This is a genomic window from Roseateles sp. 22389, from assembly GCF_052044995.1.
In the GTDB taxonomy this organism is placed as follows: Bacteria; Pseudomonadota; Gammaproteobacteria; order Burkholderiales; family Burkholderiaceae_C; genus Roseateles.
The window spans coordinates 412,652-432,513 of record NZ_JBQEOF010000001.1 but is presented as its reverse complement, the minus strand read 5'-3'; the positions used below and the strand labels follow the sequence as shown (position 1 = coordinate 432,513).

At 69.5% G+C, this 19,862-nt stretch carries 16 protein-coding genes; 10 read left to right on the top strand and 6 right to left on the bottom strand.

Annotation, left to right across the window (positions count from 1 at the left end; all coding sequences use genetic code 11):
- Positions 1–84: 84 nt before the first annotated feature.
- A complete protein-coding gene (locus tag ACTJKJ_RS01915; protein ID WP_440819560.1) occupies positions 85–3,987 on the bottom strand; it encodes a DUF3683 domain-containing protein in 3,903 nt (1,300 codons plus the stop codon).
- A gap of 409 nt (positions 3,988–4,396) precedes the next feature.
- Between ACTJKJ_RS01915 and ugpB the strand changes: the two genes are divergently transcribed.
- From ugpB to ugpQ, 5 genes are all read left to right on the top strand, one after another.
- Complete coding sequence (gene ugpB, locus ACTJKJ_RS01910) at positions 4,397–5,719, top strand: sn-glycerol-3-phosphate ABC transporter substrate-binding protein UgpB (RefSeq protein ID WP_440819422.1); 1,323 nt, start codon at positions 4,397–4,399, stop codon at positions 5,717–5,719.
- A gap of 27 nt (positions 5,720–5,746) precedes the next feature.
- Positions 5,747–6,634 carry a sn-glycerol-3-phosphate ABC transporter permease UgpA gene (gene ugpA, locus ACTJKJ_RS01905; RefSeq protein ID WP_440819421.1) on the top strand — a complete coding sequence of 296 codons (888 nt, stop codon included), beginning with the start codon at positions 5,747–5,749 and terminating at the stop codon, positions 6,632–6,634.
- A 1-nt stretch (position 6,635) separates the two neighbouring features.
- The gene (gene ugpE / locus ACTJKJ_RS01900; protein ID WP_091726300.1) at positions 6,636–7,484 is read left to right on the top strand and encodes a sn-glycerol-3-phosphate ABC transporter permease UgpE; all 849 of its coding nucleotides are present in this window, start codon (positions 6,636–6,638) and stop codon (positions 7,482–7,484) included.
- Between the two features lie 21 nt (positions 7,485–7,505).
- Positions 7,506–8,591: a sn-glycerol-3-phosphate import ATP-binding protein UgpC gene (locus tag ACTJKJ_RS01895; RefSeq protein WP_091726304.1), complete on the top strand. Its 1,086-nt coding sequence runs from the start codon at positions 7,506–7,508 to the stop codon at positions 8,589–8,591.
- Between the two features lie 81 nt (positions 8,592–8,672).
- Positions 8,673–9,449 (top strand): glycerophosphodiester phosphodiesterase, encoded by a 777-nt coding sequence (gene ugpQ / locus ACTJKJ_RS01890; RefSeq protein WP_091726308.1) that lies wholly within the window; start codon positions 8,673–8,675, stop codon positions 9,447–9,449.
- A gap of 48 nt (positions 9,450–9,497) precedes the next feature.
- Here ugpQ and ACTJKJ_RS01885 read toward each other — a convergent pair whose 3' ends face one another.
- The 3 genes from ACTJKJ_RS01885 to ACTJKJ_RS01875 all read right to left on the bottom strand — a co-directional run bounded on the left by ACTJKJ_RS01885 (position 9,498) and on the right by ACTJKJ_RS01875 (position 13,517).
- Positions 9,498–10,112, bottom strand: coding sequence for a GNAT family N-acetyltransferase (locus ACTJKJ_RS01885; protein ID WP_440819420.1), 615 nt, complete (start codon positions 10,110–10,112; stop codon positions 9,498–9,500).
- A 7-nt stretch (positions 10,113–10,119) separates the two neighbouring features.
- Positions 10,120–11,514 carry an MFS transporter gene (locus tag ACTJKJ_RS01880; protein ID WP_440819419.1) on the bottom strand — a complete coding sequence of 465 codons (1,395 nt, stop codon included), beginning with the start codon at positions 11,512–11,514 and terminating at the stop codon, positions 10,120–10,122.
- Positions 11,515–11,885: 371 nt separating this feature from the next.
- Positions 11,886–13,517 (bottom strand): gamma-glutamyltransferase family protein, encoded by a 1,632-nt coding sequence (locus ACTJKJ_RS01875; RefSeq protein WP_440819418.1) that lies wholly within the window; start codon positions 13,515–13,517, stop codon positions 11,886–11,888.
- Between the two features lie 188 nt (positions 13,518–13,705).
- Between ACTJKJ_RS01875 and ACTJKJ_RS01870 the strand changes: the two genes are divergently transcribed.
- Complete coding sequence (locus ACTJKJ_RS01870) at positions 13,706–13,978, top strand: hypothetical protein (protein ID WP_297383035.1); 273 nt, start codon at positions 13,706–13,708, stop codon at positions 13,976–13,978.
- A 140-nt stretch (positions 13,979–14,118) separates the two neighbouring features.
- Here the strand turns inward: ACTJKJ_RS01870 and ACTJKJ_RS01865 are convergent, their stop codons facing one another.
- Together ACTJKJ_RS01865 and bfr are read right to left on the bottom strand one after the other, a co-directional pair.
- Positions 14,119–14,358: a (2Fe-2S)-binding protein gene (locus ACTJKJ_RS01865; RefSeq protein WP_091726330.1), complete on the bottom strand. Its 240-nt coding sequence runs from the start codon at positions 14,356–14,358 to the stop codon at positions 14,119–14,121.
- Between the two features lie 231 nt (positions 14,359–14,589).
- The gene (gene bfr, locus ACTJKJ_RS01860; protein ID WP_067068504.1) at positions 14,590–15,066 is read right to left on the bottom strand and encodes a bacterioferritin; all 477 of its coding nucleotides are present in this window, start codon (positions 15,064–15,066) and stop codon (positions 14,590–14,592) included.
- Positions 15,067–15,268: 202 nt separating this feature from the next.
- Here bfr and hemP point away from each other — a divergent pair, with 202 nt between their 5' ends.
- The 4 genes from hemP to ACTJKJ_RS01840 all read left to right on the top strand — a co-directional run bounded on the left by hemP (position 15,269) and on the right by ACTJKJ_RS01840 (position 19,851).
- Positions 15,269–15,493 (top strand): hemin uptake protein HemP, encoded by a 225-nt coding sequence (gene hemP, locus ACTJKJ_RS01855; protein ID WP_091726334.1) that lies wholly within the window; start codon positions 15,269–15,271, stop codon positions 15,491–15,493.
- A 147-nt stretch (positions 15,494–15,640) separates the two neighbouring features.
- Entirely contained in the window at positions 15,641–17,866 is a 2,226-nt protein-coding gene (locus ACTJKJ_RS01850) for a TonB-dependent hemoglobin/transferrin/lactoferrin family receptor (protein ID WP_440819417.1), read from the top strand.
- 15 nt (positions 17,867–17,881) lie between these two features.
- The gene (locus ACTJKJ_RS01845; protein WP_091726343.1) at positions 17,882–18,976 is read left to right on the top strand and encodes a hemin-degrading factor; all 1,095 of its coding nucleotides are present in this window, start codon (positions 17,882–17,884) and stop codon (positions 18,974–18,976) included.
- Complete coding sequence (locus tag ACTJKJ_RS01840; protein WP_440819416.1) at positions 18,970–19,851, top strand: heme/hemin ABC transporter substrate-binding protein; 882 nt, start codon at positions 18,970–18,972, stop codon at positions 19,849–19,851. Before ACTJKJ_RS01845 ends, ACTJKJ_RS01840 begins: the two co-directional genes overlap by 7 nt.
- Positions 19,852–19,862: the final 11 nt, after the last annotated feature.

Genomic DNA, 19,862 nt, shown 5'->3' with positions numbered 1-19,862 from the left:
AGGAGCGCCGCCGGTGTGACCCCCTCTCCCGCTTGCGGGAGAGGGAGGGGTGAGGGCCGGCAGACTCACTGAGTCAGCAGACCCTCAAACGAGCACGCGCTCGATCCCGCCGTTGTTGGCCTTGGCCACGTACTCCGGCATCCAGTTCTCGCCGAGGATCTTGCGGGCCATCTCGACCACGATGTAGTCCGCCTCGAGCAGCCCGTTCTGCAGGTCCCCGCCGTAGCGGCTCAGGCCTTGCAGGCACGACGGACAGCTGGTGAGGATCTTCAGGTTCTCCTGCGCCCCCACCTTCCCCGCCGAGCGCAGCTGCGCCTCGGCCTTGCGCAGTTCCTCTTCCTTGCGGAAGCGCACCTGCGTCGACACATCCGGCCGGGTGACGCCCAGCGTGCCGCTCTCGCCGCAGCAGCGCTCGCTCTTCATCACCTCCGGCCCGACCAGCGCCTTCACCGTCTTCATCGGCTCCTGCAACTTCATCGGCGAGTGGCAGGGGTCGTGATAGAGATACGCCTGCTTCGAATCGAGCTGGATGCCCTTCTCCAGCAGGTATTCATGGATGTCGACGATGCGGCAGCCCGGGAAGATCTCTTCGAACTTGTAGCCCTGCAGCTGGTCATAGCAGGTGCCGCAGCTGACCACCACCGTCTTGATGTCGAGGTAGTTCAGCGTGTTGGCCACGCGATGGAACAGCACCCGGTTGTCGGTGATGATCTTCTCGGCCTTGTCGAACTGCCCGGACCCGCGCTGCGGATAACCGCAGCACAGGTAGCCCGGCGGCAGCACCGTCTGCACGCCCGCATGCCAGAGCATCGCCTGCGTCGCCAGGCCCACCTGGCTGAACAGCCGCTCCGACCCGCAGCCCGGGAAGTAGAAGACCGCCTCCGCGTCCGCCGAGGCCTTCTGCGGGTTGCGGATGATCGGGACGTAGTTCTTGTCCTCGATGTCGAGCAGCGCGCGCGCCGTCTTCTTCGGCAATCCGCCCGGCAGCTTCTTGTTGATGAAGTGGATCACCTGCTCCTTGACGGGCGCGGTGCCGACCGTCGCCGGCGGCGCGCCGGTCTGCTTGCGCGCGACGCGCTTGAGCAGGCTGTTGGCCAGGCGCTGCGCCTTGAAGCCGACACCGACCATCGCCGCGCGCGCGACCTTGATCGTCTCCGGATTGGTCGCGTTGAGCATCAGCATCGCGGCCGCGTTGCCGGGCCGGAAGCTCTTCTTGCCCATCTTGCGCAGCAGGTTGCGCATGTTCATCGTGACGTCGCCGAAGTCGATCTTCACCGGGCAGGGATTCACGCACTTGTGGCACACCGTGCAGTGGTCCGCGACGTCCTCGAATTCCTCCCAATGCTTGATCGACACGCCGCGGCGCGTCTGCTCCTCGTAGAGGAAGGCCTCCACCAGCAGCGAGGTCGCCAGGATCTTGTTGCGCGGGCTGTAGAGCAGGTTGGCGCGCGGCACATGCGTCGCGCAGACCGGCTTGCACTTGCCGCAGCGCAGGCAGTCCTTGATGGACTCGCTGATCGCGCCGATGTCGCTCTGCTGCATGATCAGCGACTCGTGCCCCATCAGCCCGAAGCTAGGCGTGTAGGCATTGGTCAGGTCGGCAAAGGTGTGCTGGCTGCCGTGGCCGCCGGTGCCGGGCCGCAGCAGCTTGCCCTTGTTGAAGCGCCCTTCCGGGTCGACCTTGGCCTTGTAGCCGGCGAAGCCCGCCAGCTCCTCGTCGTTGAGGAACTCCAGCTTGGTGATGCCGATGCCGTGCTCGCCCGAGATCACGCCGTCCAGCGAGCGCGCCAGCGTCATGATCCGCGCCACCGCCTCGTGCGCGGTCTGCAGCATCTCGTAGTTGTCCGAGTTCACCGGGATGTTGGTGTGCACGTTGCCGTCGCCGGCATGCATGTGCAGCGCCACCCACACCCGGCCGCGCAGCACCTCCTTGTGGATGCGCTTGCACTCGGCCAGGATCGGCGCGAACGAGGCACCCGCGAACACATCCTGCAGCGGCTTGAGGATCTGCCGCTTCCAGCTCGCGCGCAGCGTGTAGTCCTGCAATTGCTCGAAGTAGGTGCGCTCGCCGTCGCGTTCGACGTCGAGCTCCTGCATCCAGGTACGCCACTGCGCACCGACCTCGTCCAGCAGCGCCAGCGCCTGCTGCACGCGGTCCTCGAGCAACTCGGCGCTGGGGATCTCGCCGGCGTCGTCGCTCTTGCCCAGCGGCAGGTTGCCGGCGGCGAAGAAGGCGCGCAGCGCCTCCACCAGCGCCAGCTTGTTGCGCAGCGACAGCTCGATGTTGATGCGCTCGATGCCCAGCGTGTACTCGCCCATGCGGGGCAGCGGGATCACCACGTCCTCGTTCACCTTGAACGCGTTGGTGTGCTTGGAGATCGCCGCCGTGCGCTTGCGGTCCAGCCAGAACTTCTTGCGCGCGTCGGCGCTGACCGCGACGAAGCCTTCGCCAGAGCGGCCATTGGCCAGCCGCACCACCTCGCTGGTGGCGCGCGCGACCTCATCGGCGTCGTCGCCGACGATGTCGCCGATCAGCACCATCTTCGGCAGCCCGCCGCGCTTGCTCTTGGTCGCGTAGCCGACCGCCTTCAGGTAGCGGTCGTCCAGATGCTCCAGGCCCGCGAGGATCGCGCCGTTCGGCTTCTTCATCTCGCCGAACATGAAGTCCTTGATGTCGACGATCGAGGGCACGCAGTCCTTCGGGTTGCCGAAGAACTCCAGGCACACCGTGCGCACGTGCGCCGGCATGCGGTGCACGATCCAGCGCGCGCTGGTGATCAGGCCGTCGCAGCCTTCCTTCTGGATGCCGGGCAGGCCGGCCAGGAACTTGTCGGTGACGTCCTTGCCCAGGCCTTCCTTGCGGAAGGTGCGGCCGGGAATGTCCAGGCGCTCGGTGCGCTCCAGCGTCTTGCCGGTCGCGTCGTAGTAGTGGAGGTCGAAGCTCGCGACCTCGACGTCATGGATCTTGCCCAGGTTGTGGTTGACCCGCACCACCTCCAGCCACTTCGCGTCCGGCGTGACCATGCGCCACGACGCGAGGTTGTCCAGCGCCGTGCCCCACAGGACGGCCTTCTTGCCGCCGGCGTTCATCGCGATATTGCCGCCGATGCACGAGGCCTCCGCCGAGGTCGGGTCGACCGCGAACACGAAGCCGTGCAGCTCGGCCAGGTCGGACACGCGCTGCGTGACGACGCCGGCCTCGGTCCAGATGGTCGGGACCTCGCGGTCCAGGCCCGGCAGCGTCTTCATCTCGACGCCGCGCATGGCCTCGAGCTTTTCGGTGTTGATCACCGCGCTGTTCCAGACCAGCGGCACCGCGCCGCCGGTGTAGCCGGTGCCGCCGCCGCGCGGGATCACCGTCAGGCCGAGCTCGAAGCAGCCCGCCACCAGCGCGGCCATCTCGGCCTCGGTGTCGGGCGTCAGCACGACGAAGGGGTACTCGACGCGCCAGTCGGTCGCGTCGGTCACGTGCGAGACGCGCGACAGGCCGTCGAACTTGATGTTGTCCTTCGCCGTCGTCTTCGCGAAGACCTTGACCGCGCGCTTGCGCAGCTCCGCGACCTGCTCGAACTGGTGCGAGAACGCGCCCACCGCCGCTTCGGCCGCGGTCAGCAGCTCGCCCACCCAGGCGTCGCGCTTGGCGTCGTCCTCGGGATGGCGGCGGCGCTGCACCTCGCCCAGGCGATGGCGCAGCGCGCCGATCAGCGCCTCGCGCCGCTTGGGGTTGTCCAGCAGGTCGTCCTGCAGGTAGGGGTTGCGCTGCACCACCCAGATGTCGCCCAGCACCTCGTACAGCATGCGCGCGGAGCGGCCGGTCTGGCGCTCGCCGCGCAACTGGTCCAGCAGCTCCCAGGCGCGGGCGCCGAGCAGGCGAAGGACGATTTCGCGATCGGAGAAGGACGTGTAGTTGTACGGAATCTCGCGCAGCCGGGCGGCGGGCGTGGGCGTCGGGGTCACGTCGCCGGCCATCGCGGGGTCGGCGGGCATCAGCAGATGCGGTGCGTTCATGGCGGCCAGGTGCTCGCGCACCGGGGTTGCGGCAGGCCGGCGCCCTGGGACAGGGGCCGATGCCAGGCTGGGGGAAAGCATGACGCCCGGTGCCGGACGCCGCCCCGGACTTGTGGTCCCCGCGCCCGCTGGACACGGGGTTGGAAGGGGCGTTCGCGATGGCCGCGATCGGCGGCCGGCCCGGTTCGGGCAATGGGCGGAATCCTACCGCAGCGCCAGAGGGCCATCCCCGGCGAGGGACTCTAGGGAAGCCTGGCTTCGCACCCTGCGATGGATGGTTCGCCAGTGTCACAATGCGCCGATAAGCTCGCCGGCCCCCGGTGGCTCGTCCACCCGACGATGTCCGCCCCGGGACCGCAGAACCACCCTCCCCGAGCATCGGAGACCCATGAAGCCCGTCAAGACTTCCCTGCTGGCCGCATCCGTCGCGGCCATCGCGCTGATGACCCCCTTCACCGCCTCGGCCCAGACCGAGATCCAGTGGTGGCACTCGATGGGCGGCGCCCTCGGCGACTGGGTCAACGACCTGGCCAAGGACTTCAACGCCAGCCAGAAGGATTACAGGATCGTCCCGACCTACAAGGGCAGCTACGACGAATCGATGGCCGGCGCCATCGCCGCCTTCCGCGCCGGCAACGCGCCGCACATCCTGCAGGTCTTCGAGGTCGGCACCGCCACGATGATGGCCAGCAAGGGTGCCATCGTGCCGGTGGGCCAGGTCATGCAGCAGGCGGGCGTCAAGTTCGACAACGCCGCCTACGTCCCCGCCGTCGCCGGTTACTACACCGCGCCCAACGGCCAGATGCTGAGCTTCCCCTTCAACAGCTCGACCACGGTCTTCCACTACAACAAGGACGCGTTCAAGGCCGCCGGCCTGGACCCCAACAAGCCGCCGAGCTCCTGGCCCGAGGTCGCCATTGCCGCGGCCAAGCTCAAGGCCGCCGGCCACAAGTGCCCGTTCACCACCAGCTGGGTGAGCTGGACGCAGCTGGAGAGCTTCTCCGCCTGGCACAACGTCGAGTACGCGACGAAGAACAACGGCTTCGGCGGCCTGGACGCGCGGCTGGCGTTCAACTCGCCGCTGCACGTGCGTCACATCGAGAACCTGGCCAACATGGCCAAGCAGGGCCTGTTCGTCTACAAGGGCCGCGGCAACACGGCCGACGCGACCTTCTATTCGGGCGAGTGCGCGATGATGACCGGCTCCTCGGGCCTGTACGCCAACATCAAGAAGAACGCCAAGTTCGCCTCCGGCATCGCGCCGCTGCCCTACTACCCCGACGTGCCGGGCGCGCCGCAGAACACGGTGATCGGCGGCGCCAGCCTGTGGGTGATGGCGGGCAAGAAGCCGGCCGAGTACAAGGGCGTGGCCGCGTTCTTCCAGTACCTCTCCAAGGCCGAGGTCGCGTCCGAGAGCCACAAGCGCACCGGCTACCTGCCGGTGACCAAGGCCGCCTACGAGCTCACCGAGCAGAGCGGCTTCTACAAGCAGAACCCGGGCACCGACGTGGCCGTGCAGCAGATGATCCGCAAGACGACCGACAAGTCGCGCGGGGTGCGGCTGGGCAACTTCGCGCAGATCCGCACCATCATCGACGAGGAGATGGAGCAGGTCTGGGCCGGCAGGAAGCAGCCCAAGGAAGGCCTGGACGCCGCCGTCAAGCGCGGCAACGAACTGCTGGAGCGCTTCCAGAAGTCGGCCAAGCTCTGAATCCCCTGACGACCTGAAAGAGACCTGATGTCCCAGCAGAAGCGCGTGGTCTTCCGATCACGCTGGCTGCCCTGGCTGCTGCTCGCGCCGCAGGCCGTGGTGATCGGCGTGTTCTTCTTCTGGCCCGCCAGCCAGGCGCTGCTGCAGAGCCTGCAGCAGCAGGACGCCTTCGGCCTGTCCACCGAATGGGTCGGCCTGGACAACTTCCGCCAGCTGTTCAACGACGCCAGCTACCTCGCCTCGTTCAAGACGACGGCGATGTTCTCGCTGCTGGTGGCGGTGCTGGGGCTGGCCGTCTCGCTGCTGCTGGCCACCATGGCCAACCGCGTGGTGCGCGCCGCGCCGGTCTACAAGACGCTGCTGATCTGGCCCTACGCGGTCGCCCCGGCGATCGCCGGCGTGCTGTGGCTGTTCATGTTCGCGCCGTCCATCGGCGTCGTGGCCTACGGCCTGCAGCGAATGGGCATCCAGTGGAATCACCTGCTCGACGCCGACCACGCGATGGCGCTGGTGGTGATGGCCGCGGTCTGGAAGCAGGTCTCCTACAACTTCCTGTTCTTCCTGGCGGGGCTGCAGTCGATTCCCAAGTCGCTGATCGAGGCCGCCGCGATCGACGGCGCCGGCCCGTGGCGCCGCTTCTGGACCATCACCTTCCCGCTGCTGTCGCCGACCTCGTTCTTCCTGCTGGTGATCAACGTCGTCTACGCGTTCTTCGACACCTTCGGCATCATCGACGCGGCCACCCAGGGCGGCCCCGGCAAGGACACCGCCATCCTGGTCTACAAGGTCTACTACGACGGCTTCAAGGCGCTGGATCTGGGCGGCTCGGCCGCGCAGAGCGTGGTGCTGATGGCCATCGTCATCGCGCTGACCGTCATCCAGTTCCGTTTCGTCGAAAAGAAGGTGCAGTACTGACATGGTCGAGCGCCGCCCCGCCCTCACGCTGCTGTCCCACCTGATCCTGGTGCTCGGCGTCCTGATCGTCGCCTTCCCGCTGTACATCGCCTTCGTCGCCTCGACGCAGACCGCCGCGGAGATCGTCCAGTCCCCGATGTCGCTCACCCCCGGCGCGCACCTGGTGGACAACTACTCGGCCGCGCTGTTCGGCAGCAGCGGCGCCGGCTCCAAGGCGCCGGTCGGGCAGATGATGTGGATCAGCTTCGTCTCCGCGATGGTCATCGCGGTGGGCAAGATCGCGATCTCGCTGCTGTCCGCGTTCGCGATCGTCTACTTCCGCTTCCCCGCGCGCAATTTCTTCTTCTGGGCCATCTTCGTCACGCTGATGCTGCCGGTGGAGGTGCGCATCGGGCCGACCTACCAGGTCGTCTCCGACCTGAAGATGCTCAACACCTACGCCGGCCTGACGGTGCCGCTGATCGCCTCGGCGACGGCGACCTTCCTGTTCCGGCAGTTCTTCCTGACCGTGCCCGACGAACTGGTCGAGGCCTCCCGCATCGACGGCGCCGGGCCGATGAAGTTCTTCCGCGACGTGCTGCTGCCGCTGTCGCGCACCAGCATCGCGGCGCTCTTCGTCATCCAGTTCATCTACGGCTGGAACCAGTACCTGTGGCCGCTGCTGGTGACGACGGACGAGCAGATGTACCCGGTGGTCATCGGCATCAAGCGGATGATCAGCGGCGGCGATGCCGCCAACGACTGGAACGTGATCATGGCCACCGCCATGCTGGCGATGATCCCGCCCGCGCTGGTGGTGGTGCTGATGCAGCGCTGGTTCGTCAAGGGCCTGGTCGACGCCGAGAAGTAAAGAACACGAGAAGAGACTCCGATGGCAAGCATTTCCCTGCGCAAGGTCGTCAAGCAATACGGCTCCGGCGCCAAGGCCAACCCGGTGATCCACGGCGTCAACGCCGAGATCGCGGATGGCGAGTTCGTCGTCATCGTCGGGCCGTCGGGCTGCGGCAAGTCCACGCTGCTGCGCATGGTCGCCGGGCTGGAGGAGATCAGCGGCGGCGAGATCGCCATCGGCGACCGCGTCGTCAACGAGATCGAGCCAGCCGATCGCGACATCGCGATGGTGTTCCAGAACTACGCGCTCTATCCGCACATGAGCGTCTTCGAGAACATGGCCTACGGCCTGAAGATCCGCAAGCTGCCGCCCGAGCAGATCCGCGCCCGCGTGGACAAGGCGGCCGGCATCCTGGAGCTGTCGCACCTGCTGCAGCGCCGGCCGCGCGAGCTGTCCGGCGGCCAGCGCCAGCGCGTGGCGATGGGCCGCGCGATCGTGCGCGACCCGCAGGTCTTCCTCTTCGACGAGCCGCTGTCCAACCTCGATGCCAAGCTGCGCGTGCAGACCCGGCTGGAGATCCAGAAGCTGCACCGCGAGCTGGGCGTGACCTCGCTCTTCGTCACCCACGACCAGGTCGAGGCGATGACGCTGGCGCAGCGCATCGTCGTCATGAACGGCGGGCGCATGGAGCAGTTCGGCACGCCGGAGGAGGTCTACGGCCGCCCGGCGACGACCTTCGTCGCGAGCTTCATCGGCTCGCCGGCGATGAACCTGCTCAAGGGCCGCGTCGAGGGCCGGCGCTTCCATGTGGGCGGCACCTCGCTGCACCTGCCGCTGGCGGCGCCGCGCGAGGGCGAGCTGACCCTGGGCCTGCGGCCGGAGCATGCGCTGCCGCACGACGGCCAGGCCGTCGCCGCCGACGCGACCGCCTGGCCGCTGAAGGTGGAGATGGTCGAGATGCTGGGCGCCGAGCGCCTGGTCTACGGCCGCCTCGGCGAGGCTGCCTTCACGCTGCGCATCGATGGCACCGACACGCCGCCGCGCCCCGGCGACGAGGTGCTGCTGCAGGCGCCCGGCGAGCGGCTGCACTGGTTCGACCCGGCGACCGGGCAGCGCGTCGACTGACGCGCGGCGCCATCGACGCGCCATCCACCGCGGCCGGCGGCCACAGACGAACGATCCGCGACAGCGATCAGGGAGAACGACATGACGGTCTCGACGCATGCCCTCGACGAACCCAGCTGGCCCTGGTCGCTGCCCTTCTGGGTGGCCCACCGGGGGGCCGGCAAGCTGGCGCCCGAGAACACGCTGGCCGCGTTCCGGGAAGGCGCGCGGCATGGTTATCGCGCCTTCGAGTGCGACGTGAAGCTGAGCGCCGACGACGTGCCCTTCCTGCTGCACGACGCGACGCTGGACCGCACGACGACCGCGCGCGGCCGCGCCGCCGACCGGAACTGGAGCGAGCTGTCGCGACTGGACGCCGGACGCTGGCACAGCCGCGCCTTCGCCGGCGAGCCGCCCGCCAGCCTGGAGAGCATCGCGGCCTTCGTGCGCCGCAACCAGCATGCGCTGAACATCGAGATCAAGCCCACGCCCGGCGACGAGTTCCGCACCGGCGAGATCGTCGGCCGGGAGGTTCTGCGGCTGTGGGAGGAGACGGCGCCGGTGTCGGTGCTGTTCAGCAGCTTCCAGCCGGAAGCGCTGCGCGGCGCCCGCGAATCGGCGCCGCAGGTGCCGCGCGGGCTGCTGCTCGACAAGCTCGACGGCGACGGCTGGCTGCAGCTGGCGCAATCGCTGGGTTGCCGCGCGGTGATCACGCATTACGCGCTGATGGATCAGGCGCTGGTCACGCGGCTGCGCGAGGCCGAAATGAAGGCGCTGGTCTACACCGTCAACGACGCCGCGGCCGCGCAATGGCTGATCGCCAATGGCGTGGACGGCATCATCACCGATGCGGTGGACCGCTTCAGCCCGACCGCCTGACTGCCCGCGACGCCGCTGAGTCGTCTGGCCACCCCGCGATTCAGCCGATCAGCGCGGCGGCTGGCGCAGGTCGGCGAGCTCCGTCATGCCGTAGACGCAGCTGTCGCAGGGCTGGCCCTCGACGTCGAGCGCGTCGCGCCGCAGCACGCCTTCGAGCGTGAAGCCGCAGCGCTCGGCCACCGCGCGGCTGGCCGCGTTGCGCGAGTCGGTGCGGATCTCCAGGCGCCGCGCCCGCAGTTGCTCGAAGCCCAGGCGCACCAGCGCGGCCACGACCTCGACCACCAGTCCCCGCCCCGTGTGCGAGGGCACGATCCAGTAGCCCAGCTCGAAGCGGCGCACCTGCCAGTGCGGCGAATGCAGCCCCGCCCCGCCGATCAGGCGCCCGGGCCGCCCGTCGACGCCGCGCTCGTGCAGGTAGTAGCCCAGGTGCTCGCGTTGCAGGAACTGCGCCTGCATGCGCCGCGCGACGCCCTCCGACTGCTCGACGGTGGGCGTCTCGTGCGCCCACGGCATCCAGGGCTTCAGATGCTCCTGGGCCTCGAGCACCGCGCGGTTCAGCGCGGGGCCGAGCCCGGCGCGCGGCGACAGCAGCACGAGCCGGGCGGTGTCGATCCGCTCGGGAACCTCGACCAGGAGCGGATCGGGGGCGGTTTGAACGCGCATGGAGACCTCAGTTGCCGTTGGCGGGTTGCAGCTGCGCGGTGCCCGTGGTCGGGGCCGGCGTCACGCCGGGCATCGCCTCGGCGCCCAGCGGCGGATCCTCGCCCTCGACCTTGGGCAGCACCTTCACCTGGCGGATCGCCTGAACCTGCCAGGCCAGCACCGCCAGCAGCAAGGCACCGACGCCCGCGAAGGCCAGCGCGGCGCGCAGGCTGACATGCTCGCCGAGCCAGCCGCCGATCAACGCGCCGGGGCCGGCGGGGATCAGGATCAGCCAGCGCATGGTGCTGGTCATCCGGCCGAGCAGCGGGGCGGGCGTCACCGCCTGTCTCAGCGACAGGAAGTTGATGAAGATGAGCACCGCGCCGACGCCGAACATGAACAGCGTGAAGGCGAAGGCCGCGACGCCGACCGCGTTGGCCGGCGCGACGCACAGCGCCGCCCAGCCGATGCCGCACATCGCAAAGCCGCCGATCAGGCTGGGACCGGGGCCGAAGCGCGCGCTGATGCGATGGCCCAGCGCGCTCGCCAGCACCGTGCCCGCGCCCAGCGCGATGTAGGACAGGCCCACGCTCTGCGCCGACAGCCCCAGCACCCGCGTCGCGAAGAGGATCTGCACCACCTGCGCGGCCTGGTTGAACATCTGCCAGCCGCCCACCGCGCAGGCCAGCGCGACCAGCATGGGCTTGCCGCGCACGAACGCGACGCCGGCCTTCAGGTCGCGCCAGAAGTCGGCGCCGTCCAGGCGGTGCAGCGTCTCGGTGACCTTCACCCCGCGCAGGATGAGCGCGGACGCCACCAGCAGCAGCGCGTCCACCGCCAGCGCCAGCGGCGCACCGACGAGCTTGATCAGCGCCCCCGCGACGCCGGGGCCCGCGACCTCGGCGCCGGACGAGGCCAGCGCGTTCTTCGCATGCGCCTCGACGAGGCGGTCACGGCTCACCACCTGCGTCAGCACGATCTGCGAGGCGCTGCCCGCGATCGTGTAGACGGTGCCGAGCAGGAAGCCGACGAAGTACAGCCAGGGCATGCCCAGCCAGCCCATCCAGTGGGCCACCGGCACGCTGCCCACGGCGACGGCCAGCGTGAGCTCGCCCACGATGTAGACCGGCAGCTTGCGCACCCGGTCCAGCCAGACGCCCGCCGGCAGCGAGAACAGCACGAAGGGCACCAGCTCCATCGCGGTCAGCACGCCCATCTGCGTGGGCGAGGCATGCAGCAGCACCGCCGCGGTCAGCGGCAGCGCCAGCAGCGTGATCTGCCCGCCCAGCGAGCTGATCAGGATCGACGTCCACAGACGCCGGTAGACGAGGTTGCGCAGCAGATCCCCGGCGGGCAGGCGCAGGAGATCGAGGAAGCGGTCGAGCAGACGGTCGACCCACGTGGATGCCTTGATCGGCAGCATGTTGACACTCCGGATGCGGTCCGCGCGGGGCGTCGTGCGCCGGGCGCGGATCGGGCGAGCGGGACGCGGTGGGCGTCGCCGTCGCAAAAAGCCAGGGACCTGGGAACCGGCCGTGGAAGGCCGGCGGGCGTCGTCCAGACGCCTACGGTCGTCGCGCCCAGCCGGATGGCCCAAGCGCGCGCACCGACGCCCGGGCGTCGTGTTTGGTGCGGTCCAGCAGCTTGGTCATGGGGTCGGCTCCGATCGGGGATCGTGGCGTGAGAGCTTCCGGGGAGGAAGAAGGCGCCGATGCTATCAGCGCCCTTCCGGCCGCCACAAGTGAGGAAAGACAGGGGAACCCGGGCGCCGGCGGCCAGCCCGGGAGTCGCCGTTCACCAGCCCGCGGCGGCGCCGTCGCGACGCGGGTCGCTCGCGGCGACGTAACCCTCCACCGCCGGATCGCCCAGGCGCCAGATGAACTGCCCGGCGCCGAAGTCCTGGTAGCTGTCGTGGATGTCGCCGATCTGGTGGCCGAGCGCGCGCAGGCCGTCGATGGTCTGCGGCGCCATCGAGGGCTCGACGTTGATCGACAGGCCCTCGTTGAAGCGCCAGCGCGGCGCGTCGCAGGCGGCCTGCGGATGCTGGCGGTAGTCGAGCATCCGCACCAGCGTCTGCAGGTGGCCCTGCGGCTGCATGTTGCCGCCCATCACGCCGTAGCTCATCTGCGGCTGGCCGTCCTTCATCAGGAAGGCCGGGATGATGGTGTGGAACGGCCGCTTGCCCGGCGCGACGACGTTGGCATGCCCGGCCTCGCGGGTGAAGCCGTGGCCGCGGTTCTGCAGCGACAGCCCGTAGCCCGGCACCACGACGCCTGAGCCGAATCCCATGTAGTTGCTCTGGATGAAGCTGACCATCATGCCGCTCTCGTCCGCGGCGGTCAGGTAGATGGTGCCGCCCTTGACCGGATTGCCGGCCTGGAAGTCCTGCGCGCGTTTCATGTCGATGAGCTTGGCGCGGCTGGCCAGGTAGCCGGGATCCAGCAGCTCCGCCACCTGGACCTTCATCGTGCGCGGATCGCCGACATGGCGGTAGACATCGGCGAAGGCCAGCTTCATCGCCTCGATCTGCAGGTGCTGCGACGCGGTCGAGTCCACCGGCAAGGCGCCGATGTCGAACTGCTTCAGGATGCCCAGCGCGATCAGCGCCGCGATGCCCTGCCCGTTGGGCGGGATCTCATGCAGCGTGTGGCCGGCGTAGTCCATCGAGATCGTGTCGACCCACTGCGGCGCGTAGGCCGCGAAGTCCGCGGCGGTGATCGCCCCGCCGGTCTCGCGCGCGAAGGCGGCGGTGGCCTCGGCGACCTCGCCCCGGTAGAAGGCCTCGCCCTTGGTCGCGGCGATCAGGCGCAGCGTGCGCGCCGCGCCGGGGAAGCGGAACAGCTCGCCCACCTCGGGCGCCCGTCCGCGCGGCAGGAAGGCCTCGGCGAAGCCCGGCTGCGCGACCAGGTCCGCCACTTCGGACGCCATGCGCCACTTGCTTTGCACGATCACCGGCACGGCATAGCCGCGCTCGGCGATCTCGATGGCCGGCGCCATCAGGTCGGCGAAGGGCAGCTTGCCGTAGCGCTCGCTCAGCGCGACCCAGCCGGCCACCGCGCCGGGCACGGTCACCGCATCCCAGCCGCGGCGCGGCATCGCGCTGCCGGCGCCGTGCTTGCGGTCGAAGTAGTCGGGGGTCCAGGCCTGCGGCGCGATGCCGGAGGCGTTCAGTCCCTGCAGCGACCGGCCGTCCCACACGATGGCGAAGGCGTCGGACCCGAGCCCGTTGCTGCAAGGCTCGACGAGCGTCATGCAGGCGGCCGTGGCGATCGCCGCGTCGACCGCGTTGCCGCCCTGGCCCAGGATGCGCAGTCCCGCCTGCGCGGCCAGCGGGTGGGAGGTCGACACGACGTTGCGCGCGAAGACCGGGCTGCGCTGGCTCGGGTAGCCGCGGGTCCAGTCGAAGGCATGGGCGGGGGCGGTCATGGGACGTCTCCTGTAGGGGTGCGGGGCATCTTGCCCGATGGCTGTCGCCGCCGACAGCGCGCAAGACCTGACGCGTGAAGGACCCGTGCGGATTGCGTAACCCATTGCAAAGCTGCGAACCCATGTCAACACACACACATGCGGCGTCGTTGTTCGCTCACCTTGTTCAACCTGCTGGAGTAAACCAGATGCAAGCCTTCAAGACCGTCAAGACCCTGGCCCTGATTCCCGCCCTGCTGATCGCCGGCGCCGCGATGGCCCAAGGCACCACCGCCCCGGCCGCGCCCGCGACGCAGGCCGCTCCGGCCGCGACGACCGCCCCGGCCTCCGATGCCAAGGCCGAACACAAGACCGCCAAGCACCACAAGGCCGCTGGCGAGAAGGCCACCGGCGAGAAGACGACGCACAAGACCCACAAGAAGGCCGAGAAGCCCGCTGAAGGCGCTTCCGCCGCCAAGTAAGCGGGATGCGTGAGGACGTCGCTGGCGACGTCCTCGGCGATTCCCAAAAAAGAAACCGCAGCACCGGGTGACCGGTCTGCGGTTTTGCCTTGTCCGGCGCCTGGCCGGAAGCGGCCTGGAGGCCGCGTACCGATGCTGGATCAGGCCGCGGCCATCTGGGCGATCGGGATGACGCGGGCGCTGCTCGCGCAGGTCACGCCGTGCGCGGCGGCGCAGGCGCGCCGGGCTTCATCGAAGATCTCGCGGGCGCAGTCGTGGCAGCTGCCGCAGGCCGACGCCACCTGGGTCTCGTCCTGGAGCACCTCGAAGTTGTGCACGCCATCGGCCACGGTGCGGCGGATGTCGCGGTCGGAAACTCGGTGGCAGAGGCAGACGATCATGGCGGCGAAACAGGAATGAACCTGGAATGGCCGCGATACTAACGCAAACGCGAATTCCTCTCAATTAGGTCGCAGAGCCCCTGCGCGGCGTCCGGCCAATGTCCGTGAACCGCGACACGGCGCCCCCCATCACCCCGCCTCGCGCCGGCGCGCGGACGCAAAAAAACCCCGGCAAGCGGGGCTTCGGGGTCCTGGCGACGGCTGGGGCCCCAGGATGGGCGTGGCTGGCGTTCAGCTGGCGTCGCCCATCTGGCTTTGCAGCCAGTTCTGCTCGCCGACCTGGGCGATGAGCTCGATCTGGGTTTCCAGATGATCGATGTGCTCCTCCGTGTCGGACAGGATCTCCTCGAGGACCTCGCGCGACACGTAGTCGCGCACGGACTCGCAATAGGCGATGGCTTCCTTCAGCAGCGGATGGCTGCCCATCTCGATCTTCAGGTCGCAATGCTGGACCTCGACGGCGTTCTCGCCGATGTACAGCTTGCCCAGGTCCTGCAGGTTCGGCAGGCCTTCCAGCATCAGGATGCGATCCATCAGCTTGTCGGCGTGCTTCATCTCCTCGATGGACTCGGCGTACTCGTGCTTGGCCAGCTTCTCGAAGCCCCAGCTCTTGAGCATCCGGTAATGCAGGAAGTACTGGTTGATCGCGGTGAGCTCGTTCTTCAGCTGCGCGTTCAAGTACTCGATGACCTTGGCATCGCCCTTCATGTTCTTCTCCTGGAAATCATGCGGAATGGCGCGCATTGTCCTCATCCCTACGACGAATGGGGACAAGACCCGCCCCGCCCGCTCTGCATGCGAAGTATTCGCAGCACGTTCCTCGCTCTGGCGAGTCGCGATCCATCAAGAAAAAAGCGATCGCCGCGATTCTCGGTTGCTATTGCGAATAGTTCTCATTAAGATGCTTCGCATGAACGCCCATCACCACTCCCACATCGAAGCCCTGCAAGCCGTTGCGCTGGATGGCGCCCGGGTCGCCGCAGGTTCGCCGCGTGAAGCGGCTCCGCTGGTCCAGCGCCGGCGCATCAGCAGCCAGGCGCTGATGGGCAATGACCGCGAGGTCGAGATCGAGCACGCCGGCCAGCTCTATCGCCTGCGCGTCACGTCGCTGGGCAAGCTGATCCTGACCAAGTGACCCGCTGAGCGGCGGCCGGCCGAGGACCGCCCCGCCGCTCGCGTTCCCGTTCCGCTGTCCCGAACCGGCCGTCCGAGAGGACCGCCCGCACCAGCCCGCGTCGCGCCAGCCCGTGCGAGATCCAAGAACTACAAGGATTTCGACACCATGCACCTGCGCCCGACGCCCGTCGCGCTCGCCCTGTCGTTGGCATTTCCGCTGGCCTTCCCGCCGGCTTTCGCCCAGACGCCGGCTTCCACGAACCCGCCGACCGCCGAGTCCCCCCAGCCGCTCGGCGAGCTGACCGTCTCCGCGACCCGCACCGAACGCTCGATCGACGCGGTGCCCAACACGGTCACGGTGAAGAACCGCAAGCAGCTCGATCGCCGCGATGCGCGCGACCTCAAGGACCTGCTGTCCGACGAAGTCGATCTCGACGTCAAGGCGACGGCGCCGCGCTTCACCGCCGCCGGCGCATCCACCGGCCGGCCGGGCAACGAGGGCCTCAACATCCGCGGCCTGGAGGGCAACCGGGTGCTGATGATGGTCGACGGCATCCGGCTGCCGCAGGGCTACGCGTTCGGCGCGTTCGCGAGCGGCCGGGCCGACTTCGTCGACCTGAACAGCCTGTCGAGCGTCGAGGTCCTGCGCGGCCCGACCTCGACTTCCTACGGCAGCGACGGCCTGGCCGGCGCGCTGAGCCTGCGCACCCTGTCGCCGGAGGACCTGCTGGTGAACGGCAAGACCTTCGCCGGCTTCGCGCGCCTGGGCGCGGCGAGCGTCGACAACTCCCGGCAGGCGAGCGCCGCGGTCGCCTTCGGCAGCGGCGACTGGAGCAGCCTGGTGCAGGCCACAGTCCGTCGCGGCCACGAGACGAAGAACGAAGGCGACAACGACGCGCGCAACGCCAACCGGACCCGGCCCAACCCGGCCGACGTCGACAGCAACAGCGTGATGGCCAAGGTCGGTTATCGCGTCAACGCGAACCACCGGCTGAGCGGCACGCTGGAGCATCGCGAGCGCAAGATCGACACCGACGTGCTCAGCGCCATCACCGCGCCGCCGGCCAGCGGCACGCTGCCGGCCACGGCGGTGCTGGGCCTCACCGCACGCGACCGGTCGGAGCGCACCCGCGCCTCTATCGAACATCGCTACGAGGACCTCAACGCGACCTGGCTGCAGCAGGCGACCACCCACCTGTACGTGCAGGACAGCGAGACGCGGCAGTTCTCCTTCGAGGACCGCAACGGCGCCGCCGACCGCACCCGGCTGGGCACCTACAAGGAGCGCCTGGTCGGCCTGAGCGCGCAGGCGCAGACGCAGCTCGCCAGCCAGCGGCTGAGCTACGGCGTCGACGTGAGCCACAACACGATCGAGGGCGTGCGCGACGGCACCGTGCCGCCCGCGGGCGAGACCTTCCCCAGCAAGCCCTTCCCCGACACGACCTACACGCTGGCCGGCGCCTTCGTGCAGGACGAGATCGAGGTGGGCGACTTCAGCGTCATTCCGGCGCTGCGCCTGGAGCATTACAAGCTCAAGCCGAAGTCGGCCGGCTACAGCGGCAACGCGGCCCCGCTCAGCGACCACGCGGTGACGCCGCGCGTCGGCGTGATCTGGCGCGCGCTGCCGGCGTTGCAGCCGTACGTGCAGTGGGCGCAGGGCTTCCGCGCGCCGGCGCCGGACCAGGTCAACAGCGGATTCGAAAACCCGCTGCAGGGCTACCGCTCCATCGCCAATCCCGGCCTGAAGGCCGAGCACTCGACCAGTTGGGAACTCGGCCTGCGCGGGCGCTTCGAGCAGGTCCTGCGCTGGCAGCTGAGCGCCTACGACAACCGCTACCGCGACTTCATCTCGCAGGAGCAGGTCAGCGGCTCGCTGACGCCGGCGGACCCGGCGATCTTCCAGTACGTCAACCTCGCGCGGGCGCGCATCAAGGGCGTCGAGGCGCGCGCGGTCTGGGACCTGCGCCCGGGCCTGAGCCTCAACGCCGCCGTGGCGAAGTCGCGTGGCCACAGCGACTTCAATGGCGAGCGACGTCCGCTCAACAGCGTCCAGCCGCTGCGCGGCCAGCTCGGCGTGCGCTACGAATCGGGCCCGTGGACGGCCAATGCGAGCTGGGTCCACAGCTCGGGCAAGAAGCCGTCCGACATCTACGTGGCGCCGCGCACCACCCAGTACGCGCCGTCGAAGTACGACGTCGTCGACGCGGGCGGCAGCTATCGCCTCTCGCCGACCTGGACGCTGGCCGCCTACGTGACCAACCTTTTCGACAAGAAGTACTGGCGCTGGAGCGACGTCCAGGGCGCGGCCGGCAACGCGGCCGGCCTGGCCGTCGTCGACGCCTTCACCGCCCCGGGCCGCGCCGTGCAGGTGTCGCTGCGCGCCGATTTCTGATCAGGAGTTCCTCCCATGCATGCCAGCTTCACCGCCCTGCGCCAGGCCTTCGCCACGGCGCGCCATGAGCGCAAGGCCCGCCACCGCGACATCGCCAGCGCCTTGAGCATCTCCGAAGGCGAGCTGCTCGCGGCCCACGCCGGCTCGTTCGCCGAGGACGAGTCCCCGCTGCGCGCGCGCCGGCTGCGCGCCGACTGGCAGGACCTCGTCGCCGCGCTCGAGCCGCTGGGCCCCGTCATGGCGCTCACCCGCAACGAGTCCTGCGTGCACGAGAAGGTCGGCGTCTATCGCGAGGTCAGCGCGCAGGGGCCGCAGCGCCTGGTCGGCCTGGTGCTGGGCGGCGCGATCGACCTGCGCGTGTTCTACAGCCACTGGCGCCACGGCTTCGCGGTGGCGGAGCGCCTGTCCGACGGCGCGGTGCAACGCAGCCTGCAGTTCTTCGACGCGGCGGGGCAGGCGATCCACAAGGTCTTCATGAAGCCCGAGAGCGACCTGGCCGCCTACGAGGCGCTCGTCGCGCGCTTCCTGGCCGAGGATCAACAGCCCGGCTTCGAGCCCGGCGAGGCCTGGCGGGAACCGACGCCGACGCCCGATGCCCGCGTCGACGTCGCCGCCTTCCGCGCGGAATGGGCCTCGCTGCGCGACACCCACGATTTCTTCGGCCTGCTCCGGCGCCACGGCCTGAGCCGCACGCAGGCGCTGCGCCTGGCGGAGCCGCGCTTCGCCCAGCCGGTGGCGCCTTCCAGCGCCCAGGAGCTGCTCAGCCGCGCGGCGCAGGAAGGCGTCTCGCTCATGGTCTTCGTCGGCAATCCCGGGATGATCCAGATCCACAGCGGCCCGGTGAACAAGGTCGCGATGATGGGACCGTGGATCAACGTGCTGGACCCGGGCTTCAACCTGCACCTGCGCGAGGACCACATCGCCGCGGCCTGGCTGGTGCGCAAGCCGACGGTGGACGGCCTGGTGTGCTCGCTGGAGCTGTTCGATGCCGAGGGCCGCACCATCGCGATGCTGTTCGGCGAACGCAAGCCGGGACAGGCCGAGCGCTGCGACTGGCGCAACCTCCTGGAGAGCCTGGTCGAAGGCGCGCCGGAGGCGGTGCCATGCTGAGCCGCCGCGATCTGCTCTCGCTGGCGCCGGCCGCGGCGCTGCTGACGATCGGCGGTCCGGCGCTGGCCGCGCCGCGGCGCGTCATCAGCATCGGCGGCGCGCTGACCGAGCTGATCTACGCGCTGGGCGCGCAGGCCGAGCTCGTCGGCGTCGACAGCACCTCGCTGTATCCGGCGGCGGCGACGAAGCTGCCCAATGTCGGCTATGCGCGCACGCTCGCGGCCGAGGGGCTGCTGTCGCTGGCCCCGACGATGATCGTCGCGACCGAGGAGGCCGGGCCGCCCGCGGTGCTGCGCCAGTTGGAGGCGGCCCAGGTGCCACTGCACCTGCTGCGCGCGGAGCACCGCTTCGACGGCGTGCTCGAGCGCACCCGGCGCCTGGGCGAACTGCTGGGCCGCCCGCAACAGGCGGCGGCGCTGTCCCAGCAGCTGCAGACCGAGTGGACGGCCAGCCGCGCGCAGGTCACCCAGCTCGCCGCCGGACACCGCGCGCCGCGCGTGCTCTTCGTGCTGTCGAACGCGGCGAACCAGGCGCGCATCGCCGGCGCCGCGACGGCCGCGGACGCCATGATCGGCTACGCCGGCGCGGTCAACGCGCTGGGCGACACGCAGGGCTACAAGATGCTCTCGCCCGAGGCGGCCATCGCGGCAGCGCCGGACGTGATCCTGGCGACCACGCAAGGCGTGGAGGCCAGTGGTGGTGTCGACGGGCTGCTGAAGCTGCCTGGACTGGCACAGACCCCGGCGGGCCAGCATCGACGCGTCCTCGTCCTCGAGACGATGGCGCTGCTCGGCTTCGGACCGCGCGCACCTCAGGCGCTGGCGGCCTTGGCGCGGGGCCTGCATGCGCCGACGGGCACGGGCCAGCCGGCGTGAGCACCGCTCGA

Bases quoted from the DNA above. Each gene is read 5' to 3' on its own strand.
- ACTJKJ_RS01915 (WP_440819560.1), bottom strand. From the start codon at position 3,987: ATGCCCGCCGACCCCGCGATGGCCGGCGACGTGACCCCGACGCCCACG.
- ugpB (WP_440819422.1), top strand. From the start codon at position 4,397: ATGAAGCCCGTCAAGACTTCCCTGCTGGCCGCATCCGTCGCGGCCATC.
- ugpA (WP_440819421.1), top strand. From the start codon at position 5,747: ATGTCCCAGCAGAAGCGCGTGGTCTTCCGATCACGCTGGCTGCCCTGG.
- ugpE (WP_091726300.1), top strand. From the start codon at position 6,636: ATGGTCGAGCGCCGCCCCGCCCTCACGCTGCTGTCCCACCTGATCCTG.
- ACTJKJ_RS01895 (WP_091726304.1), top strand. From the start codon at position 7,506: ATGGCAAGCATTTCCCTGCGCAAGGTCGTCAAGCAATACGGCTCCGGC.
- ugpQ (WP_091726308.1), top strand. From the start codon at position 8,673: ATGACGGTCTCGACGCATGCCCTCGACGAACCCAGCTGGCCCTGGTCG.
- ACTJKJ_RS01885 (WP_440819420.1), bottom strand. From the start codon at position 10,112: ATGCGCGTTCAAACCGCCCCCGATCCGCTCCTGGTCGAGGTTCCCGAG.
- ACTJKJ_RS01880 (WP_440819419.1), bottom strand. From the start codon at position 11,514: ATGCTGCCGATCAAGGCATCCACGTGGGTCGACCGTCTGCTCGACCGC.
- ACTJKJ_RS01875 (WP_440819418.1), bottom strand. From the start codon at position 13,517: ATGACCGCCCCCGCCCATGCCTTCGACTGGACCCGCGGCTACCCGAGC.
- ACTJKJ_RS01870 (WP_297383035.1), top strand. From the start codon at position 13,706: ATGCAAGCCTTCAAGACCGTCAAGACCCTGGCCCTGATTCCCGCCCTG.
- ACTJKJ_RS01865 (WP_091726330.1), bottom strand. From the start codon at position 14,358: ATGATCGTCTGCCTCTGCCACCGAGTTTCCGACCGCGACATCCGCCGC.
- bfr (WP_067068504.1), bottom strand. From the start codon at position 15,066: ATGAAGGGCGATGCCAAGGTCATCGAGTACTTGAACGCGCAGCTGAAG.
- hemP (WP_091726334.1), top strand. From the start codon at position 15,269: ATGAACGCCCATCACCACTCCCACATCGAAGCCCTGCAAGCCGTTGCG.
- ACTJKJ_RS01850 (WP_440819417.1), top strand. From the start codon at position 15,641: ATGCACCTGCGCCCGACGCCCGTCGCGCTCGCCCTGTCGTTGGCATTT.
- ACTJKJ_RS01845 (WP_091726343.1), top strand. From the start codon at position 17,882: ATGCATGCCAGCTTCACCGCCCTGCGCCAGGCCTTCGCCACGGCGCGC.
- ACTJKJ_RS01840 (WP_440819416.1), top strand. From the start codon at position 18,970: ATGCTGAGCCGCCGCGATCTGCTCTCGCTGGCGCCGGCCGCGGCGCTG.